This window comes from Mycetocola sp. Y791 (assembly GCF_059445325.1).
The window spans coordinates 622667-639813 of sequence record NZ_JCAIUC010000001.1; the positions used below are offsets into that span (position 1 = coordinate 622667).

Here is a 17147-nt window from a genome sequence, read left to right on the forward strand (position 1 = left end):
GGCGTGGCCGGTCCGGGCGGCGTCAGGGTGGTGACGGCCGCACAGAAGAAGATCCAACCATCGCGATCGGTGTCGGCCGTCGCACCGGCACAACCGGACGTTCACAACGCGAGGATGCGACTCGTCGGCTCGAGAGAAGGAGTGCTGGCCGAAGGCGTGGTCGGTGCGGTTCGGTTCGGTCGGGCTGCCCGCACTGTGTTCGCCCGTTGGATCGGCGTGACGGACGTTGTCACCCCGCTGGGCTGGGCGGTCATCACGAGCGTCGTGCTCGCGTTTCTCACCGGCTACGGCCTGGGCTGGCAGGAACTCGTCGCCGGCGCGTGGGCAGGTGCTGTTGTGCTCGCGGTCGCGGCTCTCTTCCTCATCGGCCGGATGAGCCATGAGGCCGCGCTGACGCTGCCCGTCAGCCGGATCACCGCGGGCGAGCGGGCGGCGGTGCAGGTCGAAGTCCACAACCCGTCGCGACGGCTGCTGCCGGGTGTCCGGCTCGAGGTGCCTGTCGGCGAGGAAATCGCCGCGTTTCAGATCCCGGTGCTCGGCCAGGGAAGCACGTTCGAGGACGTGTTCACGGTGCCAGGCATTCACCGCGGCGTGATCCCCGTCGGCCCGGTCCGGGTCGTCCGGACCGATCCGCTCGGACTGGTCAGGCGCGAAAAGCAGTGGGACGAGAAGATCGACCTGTTCGTACACCCCAGGACCATCCCGGTACCGAGTCTCAGCACCGGGTTCGTGCGCGACCTTGAGGGCAACCCCACGCGCGACCTCACCGCGACAGACGTCTCTTTTCACGCCATCCGTGAGTACATGCCGGGCGACGAGCGCAGGTCGATTCACTGGAAGAGCACCGCGAAAACCGGACAGTTCATGGTGCGGCAGTTCGAAGAGACGCGCCGAAGCCATCTCATGGTGGCGCTGAGTCTCGCCGAGAGCGACTACTCCGGCGAGGATGATTTCGAGATGGCCGTGAGTGTCGCCGGTTCCCTCGGGGTGCGCGCCATCCGTGACGCCAGAACGGTCTCGGTCGTCGCGAGCGAGTCGACCCCCGAGTTCGCGCGGCGCAAGCTGTTCGCGATGAAGACTCTCGCCGCAATCAGCCCGTCGCGGCTGCTCGACGATCTCAGCAGGGTAGAACCGGGAGCTACAGCCCTGGACGTCTCCGACCTCGCCAGGGTCGCCGCAGACTCGATCGCGGGCATTTCGCTCGCGTTCCTCGTCTGCGGTTCCGCGGTGACTCCGGCGACGCTTCGACAGGCGTCTCGGCACTTCCCCGCGGGCGTCGAGGTCATCGCCGTTGTCTGCGACCCCGAGATCGTGCCAAGTTTCCGGACCGCCGGTGAGTTGTCTGTCCTGACCATCGGGTTCCTCGAGGACCTCCAGCAGGCGATGGCGAGAACCACGGCGTGACAAGTCTCAGCAAGGCCACCAGGAGCGTGCTGTGGAACACCGCGTTCACCGTCCTCGCCGTCGCCGCGGCCTCGGCACTGTGGTGGCCGATTTACCAGGTGACGCGGTTCCTGCTCGTCGCGGTCGTCGCGACAGCCCTCGGCGTCGCGATCGTCCTCATCGCCCGGAGGTTGCGGCTGCCTGGCTTCGCCGTCGTTCTCATCAGCGTGCTCGTGTACCTGCTCGTCGGGGTCCCGCTCGCCCTCCCCGATGAGACACTCTTCGGCGTTCTGCCGACCTGGCACGGGCTGGTCGACCTCGTTGTCGGCACGGGGCGGAGCTGGAAACAACTGGTCACGATCCTGCTTCCGGTCGGGGCGTACCAGGGACTGCTCATTCCGCCGCTCGTCAGCATCCTGGCCGTGACAGTGATCACGCTGTCGATCGCCGTGAGGACCAGCCGGCCCGCATTCGCCGTTGCCTTGCCCCTGCTCCTCGGCGTGCTCGGCATCGTGTTCGGCGGGGAGATCGGCTGGGAGTCCGTGCCGCTCGGACTCACGGTGGCGGTCATCACGCTGGTCTGGCTGGTCTGGATCGGCCGGCAGTCGCCGGGCAAGGGGGATCAGACGGATGCTGTCGCGGCTGTTCGCACGTCGTCACGGGAGCGTCGCCGCGCCGCCATCGTGAGCGGGGTGAGCGCTGCGGTGATCATCGCCCTCGCAGCGTGCGGCGGCGCCGTCATGGCATCCGTTCTTCCACCGGCAGCGGAACGCCAGGTGGTTCGCTCGCACATCGAGCAACCATTCGATCCACGCGCATACCCGAGCCCGCTCTCCGCTTTCCGGAGCTTCCACCAGCCCGACACCGCCGGGATGGAAATGCTCACGGTTGCCGGCCTTCCCGAGGGCGGCCGCTTGCGGATGGCGACGCTCGACACATACGACGGCGTCGTCTTCTCGGCGGGGACGGAGGACGTGACGGCAGGCTCTGGGACGTTTGTCCGGGTGCCGTATCGCCTCGACCAGCAGGCAAGCGGCCGGATCGTCACCCTCGATGTGACGATAGCCGGTTACTCCTCGATCTGGGTGCCGGGTGCTGGACACCTCAGGCAGATCGACTTCGACGGACCACGCGCTGCGGGGCTGGCCAATTCATTCTTCTACAACGACATCACGGGAAGCTCAGCAGTGGTCGGCGGATTCGCGCCAGCGGACAGCTACCAGCTGGAATCCGTTGTCGCCCAGGCCCCATCCCCGACCGAACTCGTCAGGATCCGCCCGGGTGCAGCGGGCACCGGAAGCGCCATCGAGCTGCCCCGCGCCATGACCGAGCGGCTGGACGCGTACACCGCGGGGATTTCGGGCGCAGGGGCCAAGCTCGTCGCGATGATCGAGGGAATCAAGAGCGACGGATACATCAGCCACGGCGTCGGCGAGAACGAGCCGACGAGCCTGTCCGGGCACGGCATCGACCGCATCACCACGCTCTTCACCGAGCGACCGATGGTCGGTGATGAGGAGCAGTACTCGGTCGCCGCCGCCCTCATGGCCCGCCAGCTCGGGTTCCCGGCCCGCGTGGTCGTCGGGTTCCAGCCCTCGGTCCGGCAGGACGCGACGGTGACAGTGTCGGGCGATGACATCAGCGCGTGGATCGAGGTGCAGTCGAGTGACGGTACCTGGCTGACGGTCGACACCACCCCGCCGGTCAGGGAGATCCCGGAAAAGGAGCCGGATGAGCCGACCACTGTGTCCCGGCCGCAGTCCGTCGTTCAGCCACCCGTCGAGGAACGCGACGCCGACACCGAGCAGATTCCCGCCGAGGACAGCCTCGACGAGGAGGACGAACCGCTTGACCCACTGCTCGCGGCTCTCCTTGTGGCGGCACAGATCATCGGCGTTCTCCTTCTCGTTGCCGCTGTGATCGCCGCGCCGTTTCTCACGGTGATCGCGGCAAAGGTGAGGCGGCGCGCGCTCCGGCGCTCCCGCCGCACACCGTCGGAACGCATTCGCGCCGGCTGGCAGGAGTTTCAGGACACCGCTGTTGACTACGGCGTCGAACCGCCGCCGTCGGCGACCCGGCGGGAGGTGGCGGCGGCGACAGGAAGCAAGCGGGCCGTCGCCCTGGCATCCGTCGCAGACCGCGCGACGTTCTCCGTTCAGAAGCCGAGCGACGAGGATGCCGATCTGGTGTGGACGGCCGTCGACGATCTGCGACGCTCATTCGGTCGGGCCCGCACGCGCCGCGAACGCCTCAGGGCGGCGACCTCCCTGCGCTCATTCAGGATCAGGCCCCGCCGTTCGGCACCGTAGCCGGGAGCCCGGGCGAGGTAGGGTCGGATGCACCGGAGAAAGGTGCAACATGTTGCTGCGCGGCACTGGAGTCGGCCGGGGTATTGCGATTGGACCCGTCGTCCGAATGCCGGACCCGCTGTCCGAGCCCGATGAGAAGAGGCGGACGACCGACGCCGACAGTGAGTATTCGCGGGCGCTGGCCGCGCTGACAACCGTCGCTGCAGACCTCACGGATCGTGCCGGACGGGCGGGCGGCGAAGCCGAGGGAGTGATTCACGCACAGGCGATGATGACCCAGGACCCCGCGCTCCTCGATGACGTACGATCCAGGATCGATGCCGGCTCCACCGCGGAACGGGCGGTCTTCGAGGCGTTCCACAGCGTCAGGCAATTGCTGCTGTCGATGGGAGGCAGCCCGGCAGACCGCGCCGTCGATGTCGCCGATGTCTCCCAGCGTGTCATCGCACAGCTTCGAGGTGTCGCGCCGCCCGGTGTTCCCAGTGTCGACTACCCGTTCGTTCTCCTCGCCAGGGACCTCGCACCGTCAGACGCTGCGATGCTCGACATCGGGCAGGTGCTCGGACTCATCACGCTCGGGGGAGGGCCAACGTCGCACACCGCGATTCTCGCGAGGTCGAAGGGGATCGTCGCCGTCGTCGGTGTTGCGGATGCCGCTGGGATCGACGACGGGGCGACGGTGCTCCTCGACGCGGGGGAGGGAACCGTCACAGTGGCGCCGACCGCGGAGGAGATCGCCGCGTCACGTGAACGGCTCCTGGCGCGACGGGTTGCCGTCCCGGTCGGACCTGGCACCCTCGCCGATGGCACCGGAATCGAACTGCTTGCCAACATTGGCAGCCCGGACGAGGCGGAAGCCGCTCTCCAGCAGGGCGCCGAGGGGATCGGGCTGTTCCGCACCGAGTTCCTGTTCTTCGGCGCGCGCACCGCGCCGACAGTGGCTGAACAGCAGGCTGTCTACCGGCGGCTGTTCGCGGCGTGCGAGGGCAAACGGGTGGTCGTACGAACCCTCGACGCCGGCAGCGACAAACCGCTGTCCTTTCTCGGAACGGGCGCTGAAGAGAACCCGGCACTCGGGGTCCGCGGCATCCGTGCCCTTCGCGCGCATGAAACCGTGCTCCGCGACCAGCTCCTTGCCCTGGCCGCCGCAGACGCCGAAACCGATGCCGATGTCTGGGTGATGGCGCCGATGGTGGCGGATGCCGATGAGACCGGTTACTTCGTCGCCCTCGCGCGCTCCCTCGGCATCCGTGTTGCCGGCGTGATGGCAGAGGTGCCCTCGTGCGCGCTCATGGCGGGGCAGGTGCTCGGGATCGCCGATTTCGTGTCGATCGGCACCAACGACCTCACCCAGTACACACTCGCCGCTGATCGGAGGCTTGCCGCTGTTGCCGGATACTCGGACCCGTGGCACCCGGCGGTCCTTCGCCTGGTGAAGATGCTCGGAGATGCGGGGACCCAGTCAGGCCGCCCGGTGGGGGTCTGCGGGGAAGCGGCGGCAGATCCGATGCTCGCCGTTGTCCTCGTCGGGCTCGGAGTCTCCAGCCTGTCGATGGCGCCGTCGGCACTCGACGCGGTGCGCACCCAGTTGCGGCAGCACACGCTCGAGCATGCCAGGGCGCTCGCGGTTGCCGCGCTCGGCGCGTCGACGGGCGCTGAAGCCCGGGCACGCGTCCGCGACTGACGTCGGGCGGACGGGAGAGAGAGAATCCGGGTGCGATCGATATACTCGCCGCATGCGGATCCGCCCCGTAGATCTCGTCGACGTCCTGGTCTATCTCGTGGTGCTGGGAACGTTCATCCAGCTGTTTCCCGACGTCATATCCGAAACGTTCCTGTTGGCGTTCCTGACGGCGGTCCTCCTGAAAGTCGTCCTTGAGGTCGTGCTGAGGGCGAAGAAGAAAATCGCCGCGCGGATCCGGTCGGCTGACACTCTTCGGGTTCGAGTCGTCAGCGCGATCACCCTGTTGCTCGTGCTGCCGGGGAGCAAGTTCGTGGTGCTTGAACTGGTTGCCCTGGTTTTCGGCGACGCCGTCCGTCTCGGCGGCTTCTTTCAAGTGACCGCACTGATCATCGTTCTCATGCTCGCCAGAGGCGGCGTGCGATGGGTGCTCAGCCGGACCGACGAGAGCGCATCAGCCTAACCGGCATCGGGCTCAACGGGGCATCGGGACGCGGCAACGACGAAACCCCCGCTCACAAGAGCGAGGGTTTCGAGGAGTGTGTCGAGCGTTACGCCTTGCCGCGCATGATCGCCTGCTTGACCTCTGCGATCGCCTGCGTGACCTGGATGCCGCGGGGGCAGGCATCCGTGCAGTTGAAGGTGGTGCGGCAACGCCAGACACCTTCTTTGTCGTTGAGGATGTCGAGGCGAACCTTGGCGGCGTCATCCCGGGAATCGAAGATGAACCGGTGCGCGTTCACGATCGCTGCCGGGCCGAAGTACTGGCCATCGGTCCAGAAGATCGGGCAGGACGAGGTGCACGCTGCGCAGAGAATGCACTTGGTCGTGTCGTCGAAGCGAGCGCGGTCGGCGACGGACTGGATCCGCTCCTTGCCTGCACCCGGCTTCGAGGACGGGATCAGGAACGGCTGGACCTCGCGGAACGACTCGAAGAACGGGTCCATGTCGACGATGAGGTCCTTCTCGAGCGGAAGTCCCTTGATCGCTTCGACGTAGATCGGCTTCGAAATGTCGAGGTCCTTGATCAGCGTCTTGCACGCCAGGCGGTTACGGCCGTTGATTCGCATGGCATCCGAACCGCAAATACCGTGTGCACAGGAGCGGCGGAAGGTCAGTGACCCGTCCTGTTCCCACTTGATCTTGTGCAGCGCATCGAGGATGCGGTCGGTCGAGAACATTTCGACGTCATAGTCGACCCACCTGGGCTCGTCGTCAATCTCCGGGTCGAACCGGCGAACGATGAGGGTGACGATGAACGGCTTCAGGGCGTCGTCCACCGGTGCCGGAGCGTCAAGAGTGGCTGTTGACATGTCTAGTACTTCCTCTCCATCGGCTGGTAGCGGGTCATCACGACGGGCTTCCAGTCCAGGCGGATGTGGTCGGCGGCATCCGAAGAGTGCGGGTCGCCGGTCAGGTACGCCATCGTGTGTTTCATGTAGTTCTCGTCGTCGCGGTCGGGGAAGTCGTCGCGCATGTGGCCGCCACGGCTCTCCTTGCGGTTGCGGGCGGAGTAGACGACGACCTCGGCGAGGTCGAGCAGGAAGCCGAGCTCGATGGCCTCGAGCAGGTCGGTGTTGTACCTGCGACCCTTGTCCTGGACGCCGACGTTCATGTACCGATCGCGAAGGTGCTGAATCGTGTCGGTGACCTCAGAGAGCGACTCGTCGGTGCGGAAGACCTGCGCCTTCATGTCCATCTGTTCCTGGAGCTCCTTGCGGAGCACCGAGATGCGCTCGGTTCCCGGGTTGCTGCGCATGCCCTCGATCATCTCGCGCACAAAGGCGGCGGGATCCTCGGGCAGCGGCAGGAACTCGGCGGTCTGCACGTACTGGACAGCGTTGTTTCCGGCTCGCTTGCCGAAAACGTTGATGTCGAGCAGGGAGTTGGTGCCGAGCCGGTTCGAGCCGTGCACCGAGACGCAGGCGCATTCGCCGGCCGCGTAGAGGCCGGGAACGACGGTCGTGTTGTCGCGGAGCACCTCTGCGTTGTTGTTGGTCGGGATCCCGCCCATCGCGTAGTGCGCCGTCGGCATCACAGGCACCGGCTCGGTGACCGGGTCGACGCCGAGGTAAGTGCGCGCGAACTCGGTGATGTCGGGGAGTTTGGTCTCGAGGACCTCGGCGCCGAGGTGGGTGCAGTCGAGGTAGACGTAGTCCTTGTTCGGACCGGCACCGCGGCCTTCAGCCACTTCCTTGACCATGCAGCGCGCGACGATGTCGCGGGGAGCGAGGTCCTTGATGGTCGGGGCGTAACGTTCCATGAACCGCTCGCCGCTCGCATTGCGGAGGATGGCTCCCTCGCCGCGGGCGCCCTCGGTGAGGAGGATGCCGAGACCGGCGAGCCCGGTCGGGTGGAACTGGAAGAACTCCATGTCTTCGAGCGGGAGCTTCTTGCGCCAGATGATTCCGACGCCGTCGCCCGTGAGGGTGTGCGCGTTCGAGGTCGTCTTGAAGATCTTGCCGAATCCACCGGTGGCGAAGATCGTCGCCTTCGAGTGGAACACGTGCAGGTCACCTGTCGACAGTTCGTAAGCGACGACACCTGCGGGCTGTTCGACTCCGTCGACCTCGCTCATGATGACGTCGAGCACGTAGAACTCGTTGAAGAAGTTGATGCCGAGGCGAACGCAGTTCTGGAACAGCGTCTGGAGGATCATGTGGCCGGTGCGGTCGGCGGCGTAGCAGGCTCGGCGGACGGGAGCCTTGCCGTGGTCACGGGTGTGGCCACCGAACCGACGCTGGTCGATCTTGCCCTCTGGCGTCCGGTTGAAGGGGAGGCCCATGTTTTCCAGATCGATGACCGCGTCGATGGCTTCCTTCGCGAGGATCTCAGCAGCGTCCTGGTCGACGAGGTAGTCGCCACCCTTGACCGTGTCGAAGGTGTGCCACTCCCAGCTGTCTTCCTCGACGTTGGCGAGGGCCGCAGCCATGCCGCCCTGAGCCGCGCCGGTGTGCGAGCGTGTCGGGTACAGCTTGGAAATCACAGCGGTCTTCGCGCCGGGGCCGGCCTCGATCGCCGCCCGCATGCCGGCGCCGCCGGCGCCAACGATGACGATGTCGAACTGGTGGTAGTGAACTCCATCGATGATGGTGGAGTCGCTTGGGTCCTGAGTCACAGATGCATCCAAAATGTTCAGTTGTTCGTTACGCGGCGCAGAACGAGGGGAGGAGATCGGCGGGCTGGCCGACGGGGCACGGGTCGAAGGTGAAGACCACGAGGGTTCCGAGGAGGATGAGGATGGCGACGGCGGCGAAGATCGCGCCCTTGAGGATGCCGCGTGTCATCTTTCCGCGAGCGTAGTCGTTCACGATGGTCCGCATGCCGTTACCGCCGTGGATGAGCGCGAGCCAGAGCATCGCGACGTCCCACCACTGCCAGAACGGGTCGGCCCATTTACCGCCGACGAACGCGAAGTCGATTGCCTTGACGCCGTCGCCGACGATGAGGTTCATGAACAGGTGGCCGAAAATGAGGACGACCAGGATCACGCCGGAGGCGCGCATGTAGATCCAGCCCCACTTTTCCCAGTTGACTCCCTTTTTGCGGGCGGGACGTACCGGGGTGCGGGGAGCTTCGATTGTTTGCGACATGAGGTTCTCCCCTTTCTAGTGGCTGAAGACGTTGATGAGGTGGCGGGGCACGAAACCGAGCATCGTGATGACCCAGAGCGCGATGACCACGTAGAACATCACCTTCTGGTACCTCGAGCCCTTCTGCCAGAAGTCGATGAGCACGATGCGCAGACCGTTGAAAGCGTGGAACACGATCGCGCCGACGAGTGCGACCTCGCCGAGGCCCATGATCGGCGTCTGGTAGGTGCCGATGACCGCGTTGTACGCCTCGGGCGACACGCGAACGAGCGCGGTATCGAGGACGTGGACGAGGAGGAAGAAGAAGATCGCCACACCGGTGATCCGGTGCAGAACCCACGACCACATGCCTTCCCTGCCTCGGTACAGGGTTCCTGCCGGGCGTCGGGAGGTGGTCGTGCTCAATGGTGGTGTTCTTTTTTCAGTCTGCACTGACACGAACGGCCCTCCCTGATCGAAGCCAAGAAACCACCGACTTCGGCGGTCGTGCGTCACAACGGCGCGTTCTGACAGTCTACGTTCACCGTCGCCGGTTCGCCGGTTAGGCGAACCTAAGTGTCTCGACATCAAGACAAAAGGGAGGAGTCAGGGGCTCCTTCAGCCGCTCACGATAATGTGGGCCTCATGACCAGTCCTCTCGAGCGCTTCTACAGCGTTATTCCCGCCGGCGGTATCGGCTCCAGGCTCTGGCCGCTTTCCCGTGCAGACGCGCCCAAATTCCTTCACGACCTCACGGGGTCGGGCAGCACGCTGCTGCGAGCCACCTGGGACCGGCTCGCACCGCTCTCCGGTGAGCAGCGCATCATGGTTGTCACCGGTCGGTCGCACCGCGCGGCTGTCGAATCCCAGCTTCCCAATCTCACAGACCACAACGTTGTCCTCGAGAGCGACCCGCGTGACTCGACGGCGGCGGTCGGTCTCGCAGCCGCGATTCTCATGAAGCGTGAGCCCGATGTGATCATCGGTTCGTTCGCGGCTGACCACGTCATCCGTGGTGACCGCCTTTTCCGTTCCGCCGTCACTCAGGCGGTTGCGACCGCCGACGCGGGATACATCACCGCGATCGGCATCCAGCCGACCGAAGCCGCCATCGGATTCGGTTACATCCACAGCGGAGGCACCCTCGATGTTGTCGGAGCCGATTCTGCGCTTCTTGTCGACTCATTCGTGGAGAAGCCCAATCTGGCCACGGCGAAGAAGTACCTTGCCGGCGGCGCGCACCTCTGGAATGCGGGTATGTTCATCAGCCGCGCCGATGTGCTCCTCGAGGAGCTTGCGCGCAACAGGCCCTTGCTTCACGCCGGACTGATGGAGCTTGCCGCGGTCTGGGACAACCCCGCCCTCCGTGGCCCCGCCGTCGACCAGATCTGGCCGAACCTCGAGAAGATCGCCATCGACTATTCGATCGCCGAGCCGGCGGCGCTGGCTGGCCGTCTCGCCGTGGTTCCCGGTCACTTCGACTGGGACGACGTTGGAGACTTCGCTTCGCTCGCCAAGCTCAACTCCGGCGGCCGCAAGACCGACCTCGCGATCCTCGGCGAAAGCGCACGCATCCTCTCCGACTCGTCCAGCGGGATCGTCGTGAGCCAGACCACCAGGATCATCAGCCTGATCGGCGTCAAGGACATCGTCGTCGTTGACACCCCCGACGCACTGCTCGTCACCACGAGCGCAAACGCGCAACGGGTGAAGAGCGTTGTCGACGCCCTCAAGCTGTCGGGCCGCGACGACGTCCTCTAGGGCTCTGTCGCGGTGACGTCGTTGCCGAGCGCGCTGAGCGCCCGGTCCGCCGCGCCCCCGAGGCCGAGGTCGACCGCGAGCTGCCTCGCTGCAGCCAGTTTTTCAATCGGCAGTGGGGTAATGCTCGCCTCGGGGACCTCCAGGTCGAGGGTGCGGACGACGCCGACGACGGTTGGCGCAACTTTCAGGTAATCGGCGGCGGCGAGAATTTTTGCCCTGACCGACTCGGACATCCCGTCATTGGGTTCAGCGCTTGCCGCGATAATCGCGTCGAGATCGCCGAAGGTCCCGATCAGGCCGGCTGCGGTCTTGTCGCCGACGCCGGCGACGCCCGGCAATCCGTCAGAGGGATCACCACGAAGGGCGGCGAAGTCGGCGTACTGGGAGGCCTCAACCCCGTACTTACCCCGAACAACGCTCTCGGTGACGACCTCGAGCTTGCTCATTCCGCGCGCGGTATAAATCACACGGATGCCCCTGGCGTCGTCCACAAGCTGGAACAGGTCCCTGTCTCCAGTGACCACGTCGACGGGGCCGGTTGCCTGGGTCGCGAGGCTGCCGATGACGTCGTCGGCTTCGTGCTCGGGTGCGCCGATGACGGCGATCCCGAAGGCGTCGAGGACCTGCCTGATGATCGGGATCTGGGCGAGCAGAAGTTCCGGTGTCTCCTCGACATCCGGTCCGCCTGGCACGACCTCGGCGACGCGGTGCTCCTTGTAGCTGGGAAGGAGGTCGACCCGCCACCCCGGCCTCCAATCGTCGTCCCAGCACGCGATGAGCTCGGCCGGCTGGTACTCGGTGACCAGTTTCGCAATGAAATCAAGAAGCCCGCGCACGGCGTTGATGGGAGTGCCGTCCGGTGTGCGGAGGGTGTCAGGCAGTCCGTGGAATGCACGGAAATACAGGGAGGCCGTGTCGAGGAGCATCAATGGTCCGGTCATGAGTCGATTCTGGCACGGTGCGATGCGGGCAGAGGCGATCCGGGCGTCCCTGCGCGACAGTCCCAACGCTGCACATTTGTGCGCATCCGCGCTCATCGATGCTCATAAGAGCACGACGAACCTCGCACGGGGGGTTCCGTTTAGGCTCACGGGAGCAGCTATGTAACGCTTCTGTTTCGAGAGATGCTCACGGCGTCGTGGGCTGAATACTTTCGGTAACGTGGCGGATACCCGCCCTCGCGAGCCCCGCAGGGCAGCATCCTGGAGGATACATTGACAATCAACACCCGTAAGGCTGCCTTTGTCGGCCTTGCCAGCGCAGGCGTTATCGCCCTGCTTGCCGGCTGTGGTCAGGCGCCCGCCGAGAGCGGCGACTCGAACGAGGCGGCATCCGACTTCCTTCCCTGCATCGTTTCTGACGCAGGGGGATTCGACGACAAGTCCTTCAACCAGTCCAGCTATGAGGGCATGGTCGAGGCGGCTGACGAGCTCGGCGTCGAAATCAAAGAGGTCGAGAGCGACACCGAAGATGACTACGCTCCCAACATCACCAGCCTCGTCGACCAGGGCTGCGACCTGATTGCGACCATCGGCTTCGCCCTCGCCGACGCGACGAAGGCCGCTGCCGAGGAAAACCCCGATGTCAACTTCATCATGCTCGATGACAACTCCATCGAGGCTGACAACGTCAAGCCGATCATCTACGACACGGCCGAGGCGGCATTCCTCGCCGGCTACGCGGCGGCGGACTACTCCAAGACCGGCGTCGTCGGTACCTTCGGTGGAATGCAGTTCCCGACGGTCACCATCTTCATGGATGGCTTCGCCGAGGGTGTTGAGTACTACAACCAGCAGAAGGGGACCGACGTCAAGGTTGTCGGCTGGGATGTCGAAAGCCAGACCGGTTCGTTCACCGGCGGCTTCGAGGCCAATGACACAGCCAAGCAGCTGGCGACGACGCTCATCGGGCAGGACGCAGACGTTCTGCTTCCGGTCGGTGGACCGATCTTCCTCAGCGCCATCGAGGCAATCAACGACTCGGGCAAGGATGTCGCGATGATCGGTGTCGACGCTGACCTCTACGAAACCGCTGATTCGGGCAACGAGCTCTTCCTGACCTCGATCCTCAAGCAGATGAAGTCCGGCGTCAACGACGTCGTCCTCGAAGCGGGCGACGACGCGTTCGACGCGACCCCGTACGTCGGGACGCTTGAGAACGACGGAGTCGGCATCGCGCCGTTCCACGACTTCGAGGGCAAGGTCAACGACACGCTGCAGGCTGAGCTCGACGAGATCAAGGCAGGCATCATCGACGGGTCCATCGAGGTCAACTCGCCGTCGTCACCTGCGGCTGAGTAGTAATTCGGCTCAACCCACTCCCAGCGCGGGGGGATCGGCTTCGGCTGGTCTCCCCGCTCTGCATGAACGTAGGATTCACCCATGAAGCTCGAACTGCGCGGCATCACGAAGAGGTTCGGTTCTCTCGTTGCCAACGACCACATCGACCTGGTCATCCAGCCGGGAGAAATCCACTGCCTCCTCGGCGAAAACGGCGCCGGCAAATCCACCCTCATGAACGTGCTTTACGGGCTCTACCAGGCCGAGGAAGGCCATGTGCTTCTGGACGACGTCGTCCAGCACTTCCAGGGCCCCGGTGACGCCATGCGCGCCGGCATCGGCATGGTGCACCAGCACTTCATGCTCATCCCCGTTTTCACCGTCGCCGAGAACGTCATGCTCGGACACGAGCAGACCGGCTTCGCCGGAAAACTGGACCTCGACGCCGCCCGCGCAAAGGTGCGCGAAATCTCCGCGAGGTTCGGGTTCCACGTCGACCCCGACGCGCTCGTCGGTGACCTTCCCGTCGGTGTGCAGCAGCGCGTCGAGATCATCAAAGCTCTGTCCCGCGATGCGAAGGTGCTCGTCTTCGACGAGCCGACGGCTGTGCTCACCCCACAGGAGACCGACGAGCTCATGGGCATCATGCGCCAGCTCAAGGCCGACGGCACCTCGATCGTCTTCATCACCCACAAACTGCGAGAGGTGCGGGAGGTCGCTGACCGGATCACCGTCATCCGCCACGGAAAAGTGGTCGGCGAAGCGTCGCCAACGGCATCAAACTCCGAACTTGCGGCGCTCATGGTCGGCCGTGCCGTTGAGCTGACCGTGCACAAGGAACCCGCGCACCCTGGAGCGGCGAGCCTCGTCGTCGAGAACCTCGATGTGATCGACCCGCAGGGGCTCAAGGTCGTCAACAACGTCAGTTTCGATGTGCACGCCGGCGAAATTCTTGCGATCGCAGGGGTTCAGGGAAACGGCCAGACCGAGCTCACCGAGGCCATTCTGGGTCTGCAACCGCGCGTCACAGGCAGCATCACCCTCAACGGCGAGAAGCTCACCGGGCTCAGCGTCCGGAGAATCCTCAACGCCGGCGTCGGGTTCGTTCCTGAGGACCGCACCGAAGACGGTCTCGTCGGTGAGTTCACGATCGCCGAGAACCTCATGCTCGACCGCGCCGACTCTGCGCCCTTCGTTCGGAGAGGCAACCTCCAGCTCGGTTACCTCGCCGAATTCGCGCGTGAGAAAAAGGACGAGTTCGATATTCGCGCCGAGTCCATCACCACGCACGCTGGCAGGCTCTCCGGCGGTAACCAGCAGAAGGTTGTGCTCGCACGCGAGCTCAGCCGTGACCTCAAACTCTTCGTTGCCTCGCAACCCACGCGGGGAATCGACGTCGGATCCATCGAATTCGTGCACAAGCGAATGGTGGAGACTCGCGATGCCGGCATCCCGGTCATCGTTGTATCAACGGAGCTCGACGAGGTCGTCGCTCTGGCAGACAGGATTGCAGTGATGTACAGAGGTTCCATAGTCGGCATCGTCCCCGGTGACACCCCGAGGGACGTACTCGGCCTCATGATGGCGGGCGAAACCCCGGCTGGAGTTGCCGCGTGAGCGAGACCACCGCACCAACCGCGCCGGGTGACAACACCCCCCAGCGGTCGGCGAGGCCCGACGCGCCGCGCGCGAACCAGGTCCTCAACGACATCCTCAACGGCAACGTCGTCATCTCGATCCTCGCCGTTCTCTTCGCCCTGATCATCGGCGCCGTGCTCATCGCCGTCACCAACGAAGACGTGCAGGAGGCAGCAGGTTACTTCTTCGCCGCACCGGGCGACACGTTCGCGGCGATCTGGAACGCGGTGTCCGGCGCGTACGGCGCGCTCTTCCAGGGCTCGATCTACAACTTCCGACGTGACTCCTTCCTCGACGGCATCAAGCCGTTCACCGAGACGCTGACCTTCGCAACACCTCTGATCGTTGCGGCGCTCGGTATCGGGATTGCCTTCCGCGTCGGCCTGTTCAACATCGGCGGACGCGGGCAGATGCTCATTGCCGCCGCGTGCGCCGGCTGGGTCGGATTCTCCTTCGAGCTGCCGTGGGGCGTGCACCTCGCTATCGCGGTGATCGCCGGTATCGTCGGCGGGGCGCTGTGGGGAGGGCTCGTCGGTCTGCTCAAGGCCCGCACCGGTGCCCACGAGGTGATCCTCACGATCATGCTCAACTACGTGGCCTTCTACCTGATCTCGTGGATGCTCCGGACCCCCGGCCTGCTCCAGGCACCCGATTCGGTCAACCCGAAATCTCCCGCGATGCTCGAGACCGCGATCTTCCCCGAGCTCCTCGGCCCGCGCTACAACCTCCACGTCGGATTCCTCCTCGTCATCGCGGCGACGGTCTTCGCCTGGTGGCTGCTCAACCGGTCGAGTCTCGGGTTCCAGTTCCGTGCCGTCGGTGAGAACCCGAACGCCGCGCGCGTCGCGGGTATCAACGTCAAGAACACCTACGTCCAGGCGATGCTCATCTCCGGCGGGCTCGTCGGTCTCGCCGGTGTGATGCAGGTGCTCGGAACCGTGACAACGGGTTTCTCGGCCGGTATCGACGCCGGGATCGGTTTCGACGCGATCACCGTTGCGCTTCTCGGTCGAAGCCGCCCGCTGGGGATCTTCGCCGCTGGTGTTCTCTTCGGCGCGTTCAAGGCCGGAGGGTTCGCGATGCAGGCGGCCGAAGGCATCCCGATCGACATCGTCACCGTCGTGCAATCTCTCATCGTGCTGTTCATTGCCGCACCGCCGCTGATCCGCGCCGTGTTCTTCCTGCCGAAGCAGGGCGCACCGAAGCGACTGAAGCTCAACGTTTCACAGGAGGTGGCGGCGAAGTGACAACGACAACCGCTGAAGAATCCGTCTCCGCCAGCCTCGAGACGGCGACCATTAAGAGCTGGAAGACGCCGATCGCGTACGCGATCTTCACCCTCATCGCCATTCTCCTGTTCGTGGTCAACGGTCGCGACGGCACCAGCCGTTTCCGCCTGTCGAGCGAGGCAGATGTCATCCAGCTGCCGGTGATCGACGCACCGACACGACTGACCTGCGTTGTGGTTGTGGTCCTGCTCCTCGCGATCACGGCATACGCCACCTGGCTGTCGAGCCAGGCCAAACGCGTGCCGCTGTGGCTCACGATCGTCTTCGCCGCCGCGCTCATGTGGGCATTCCTCACCTGGGCCGCTGCCGGCGAGACCATCCCGATTACGGGCCTGCTGCTCGGAACCGTTGCTCTCAGCGCCCCGCTCATCTTCGGTGCTCTCGGTGGCGTGATCTCCGAGCGTGTCGGTGTCGTCAACGTCGCCATCGAGGGCCAGCTCCTTGCCGGCGCTTTCCTCTCCGCGTTCGTGGCATCCGTCACGGGCAATCCGTGGGTCGGGCTGATCGCCGCGATGGTGGCGGGCGTGCTCGTGAGCTTCCTGCTCGCGGCGTTCAGCATCAAGTACATCGTGGATCAGGTCATCGTCGGTGTTGTGCTCAACGTGCTCGTCGCCGGGCTCACAAGCTTCCTCTACTCGACGGTGCTCACGAGCAACACCCCGCTGTTCAACTCGCCGCCGCGGTTCCCGCGCATCAGCATCCCGTTGCTCAGCGAGATCCCGATCCTCGGGCCGGTGCTGTTTCGCCAGACGGTCATCATCTACTTCATGTACATCGCCGTCTTCGTCGTCTGGTGGGCCCTCTTCCACACGAAGTGGGGCCTCCGGCTCCGGGCCGTCGGTGAGCACCCGCAGGCCGCAGACACCGTCGGCATCAAGGTCAACGCCACCCGGTTCTGGAATGTCGCACTCGCCGGCGCGATCGCCGGATTCGGTGGCGCGTATTTCACCCTCGGCAGCGTCGGCGGATTCACCAAGGAAATGACGGCCGGCGCGGGCTTCATCGCACTCGCTGCGGTGATCTTCGGCCACTGGGACCCCATCCGTGCGACACTCGCCGCACTGCTGTTCGGGTTCGCCACGAACCTGCAGAACGTGCTCGGTGCCATCGGCTCCGGCGTGCCGAGCGAGTTCCTCCTCATGCTCCCGTACGTCGTGACCATCTTCGCCGTCGCCGGCCTGGTTGGGCACGCACGAGGGCCAGCGGCATCCGGCAAACCATACGTAAAGGCGTAA

The 17147-nt window shown here is 65.1% G+C and carries 14 protein-coding genes; 9 read left to right on the forward strand and 5 right to left on the reverse strand.

The genetic code is table 11. The features are described from left to right. Nucleotides 1-3 precede the first annotated feature (3 nt). The 4 genes from AC1C2N_RS02925 to AC1C2N_RS02940 are packed head-to-tail and all read left to right on the forward strand — an operon-like array spanning nt 4 to nt 5836. On the forward strand, nt 4-1404 hold the full coding sequence (locus AC1C2N_RS02925) for a DUF58 domain-containing protein (protein WP_495432819.1): 1401 nt from the start codon (nt 4-6) through the stop codon (nt 1402-1404). Next, nucleotides 1401-3692, forward strand: coding sequence for a transglutaminase TgpA family protein (locus AC1C2N_RS02930; RefSeq protein WP_495432821.1), 2292 nt, complete (start codon nt 1401-1403; stop codon nt 3690-3692). Before AC1C2N_RS02925 ends, AC1C2N_RS02930 begins: the two co-directional genes overlap by 4 nt. 49 nt (nt 3693-3741) lie before the next feature. Continuing rightward, a complete protein-coding gene (gene ptsP, locus AC1C2N_RS02935; protein ID WP_495432822.1) occupies nt 3742-5376 on the forward strand; it encodes a phosphoenolpyruvate--protein phosphotransferase in 1635 nt (544 codons plus the stop codon). Nucleotides 5377-5428: 52 nt separating this feature from the next. Further along, nucleotides 5429-5836, forward strand: a complete 408-nt coding sequence (locus AC1C2N_RS02940) for a hypothetical protein (RefSeq protein WP_495432824.1) — start codon at nt 5429-5431, stop codon at nt 5834-5836. An 88-nt stretch (nt 5837-5924) separates the two neighbouring features. Here AC1C2N_RS02940 and AC1C2N_RS02945 read toward each other — a convergent pair whose 3' ends face one another. The 4 genes from AC1C2N_RS02945 to sdhC are packed head-to-tail and all read right to left on the reverse strand — an operon-like array spanning nt 5925 to nt 9314. Continuing rightward, complete coding sequence (locus AC1C2N_RS02945; RefSeq protein ID WP_483405529.1) at nt 5925-6686, reverse strand: succinate dehydrogenase iron-sulfur subunit; 762 nt, start codon at nt 6684-6686, stop codon at nt 5925-5927. 2 nt (nt 6687-6688) lie between these two features. Continuing rightward, on the reverse strand, nt 6689-8491 hold the full coding sequence (sdhA, locus tag AC1C2N_RS02950; protein WP_483405530.1) for a succinate dehydrogenase flavoprotein subunit: 1803 nt from the start codon (nt 8489-8491) through the stop codon (nt 6689-6691). A 28-nt stretch (nt 8492-8519) separates the two neighbouring features. Beyond that, nucleotides 8520-8966, reverse strand: a complete 447-nt coding sequence (locus tag AC1C2N_RS02955; RefSeq protein WP_483405531.1) for a succinate dehydrogenase hydrophobic membrane anchor subunit — start codon at nt 8964-8966, stop codon at nt 8520-8522. A gap of 15 nt (nt 8967-8981) precedes the next feature. Further along, complete coding sequence (gene sdhC, locus AC1C2N_RS02960; RefSeq protein ID WP_483405892.1) at nt 8982-9314, reverse strand: succinate dehydrogenase, cytochrome b556 subunit; 333 nt, start codon at nt 9312-9314, stop codon at nt 8982-8984. A 276-nt stretch (nt 9315-9590) separates the two neighbouring features. On the opposite strand from sdhC, the gene AC1C2N_RS02965 reads away from it, so the two are divergent. Then, complete coding sequence (locus AC1C2N_RS02965) at nt 9591-10706, forward strand: mannose-1-phosphate guanylyltransferase (RefSeq protein ID WP_483405532.1); 1116 nt, start codon at nt 9591-9593, stop codon at nt 10704-10706. Here AC1C2N_RS02965 and AC1C2N_RS02970 read toward each other — a convergent pair. Beyond that, the gene (locus AC1C2N_RS02970) at nt 10703-11647 is read right to left on the reverse strand and encodes a 5'-3' exonuclease (protein ID WP_495432825.1); all 945 of its coding nucleotides are present in this window, start codon (nt 11645-11647) and stop codon (nt 10703-10705) included. The two genes, AC1C2N_RS02965 and AC1C2N_RS02970, sit on opposite strands and share 4 nt — an antisense overlap. Nucleotides 11648-11920: 273 nt before the next feature. On the opposite strand from AC1C2N_RS02970, the gene AC1C2N_RS02975 reads away from it, so the two are divergent. From AC1C2N_RS02975 to AC1C2N_RS02990, 4 genes are all read left to right on the forward strand, one after another. After that, on the forward strand, nt 11921-13006 hold the full coding sequence (locus AC1C2N_RS02975) for a BMP family lipoprotein (protein ID WP_495432826.1): 1086 nt from the start codon (nt 11921-11923) through the stop codon (nt 13004-13006). Between the two features lie 81 nt (nt 13007-13087). Next, nucleotides 13088-14602, forward strand: a complete 1515-nt coding sequence (locus AC1C2N_RS02980; RefSeq protein WP_483405535.1) for an ABC transporter ATP-binding protein — start codon at nt 13088-13090, stop codon at nt 14600-14602. Beyond that, nucleotides 14599-15870 (forward strand): ABC transporter permease, encoded by a 1272-nt coding sequence (locus tag AC1C2N_RS02985; RefSeq protein ID WP_495432828.1) that lies wholly within the window; start codon nt 14599-14601, stop codon nt 15868-15870. Before AC1C2N_RS02980 ends, AC1C2N_RS02985 begins: the two co-directional genes overlap by 4 nt. Continuing rightward, nucleotides 15867-17147, forward strand: a complete 1281-nt coding sequence (locus AC1C2N_RS02990) for an ABC transporter permease (RefSeq protein ID WP_483405537.1) — start codon at nt 15867-15869, stop codon at nt 17145-17147. The genes AC1C2N_RS02985 and AC1C2N_RS02990 overlap by 4 nt, the downstream gene beginning before the upstream one ends.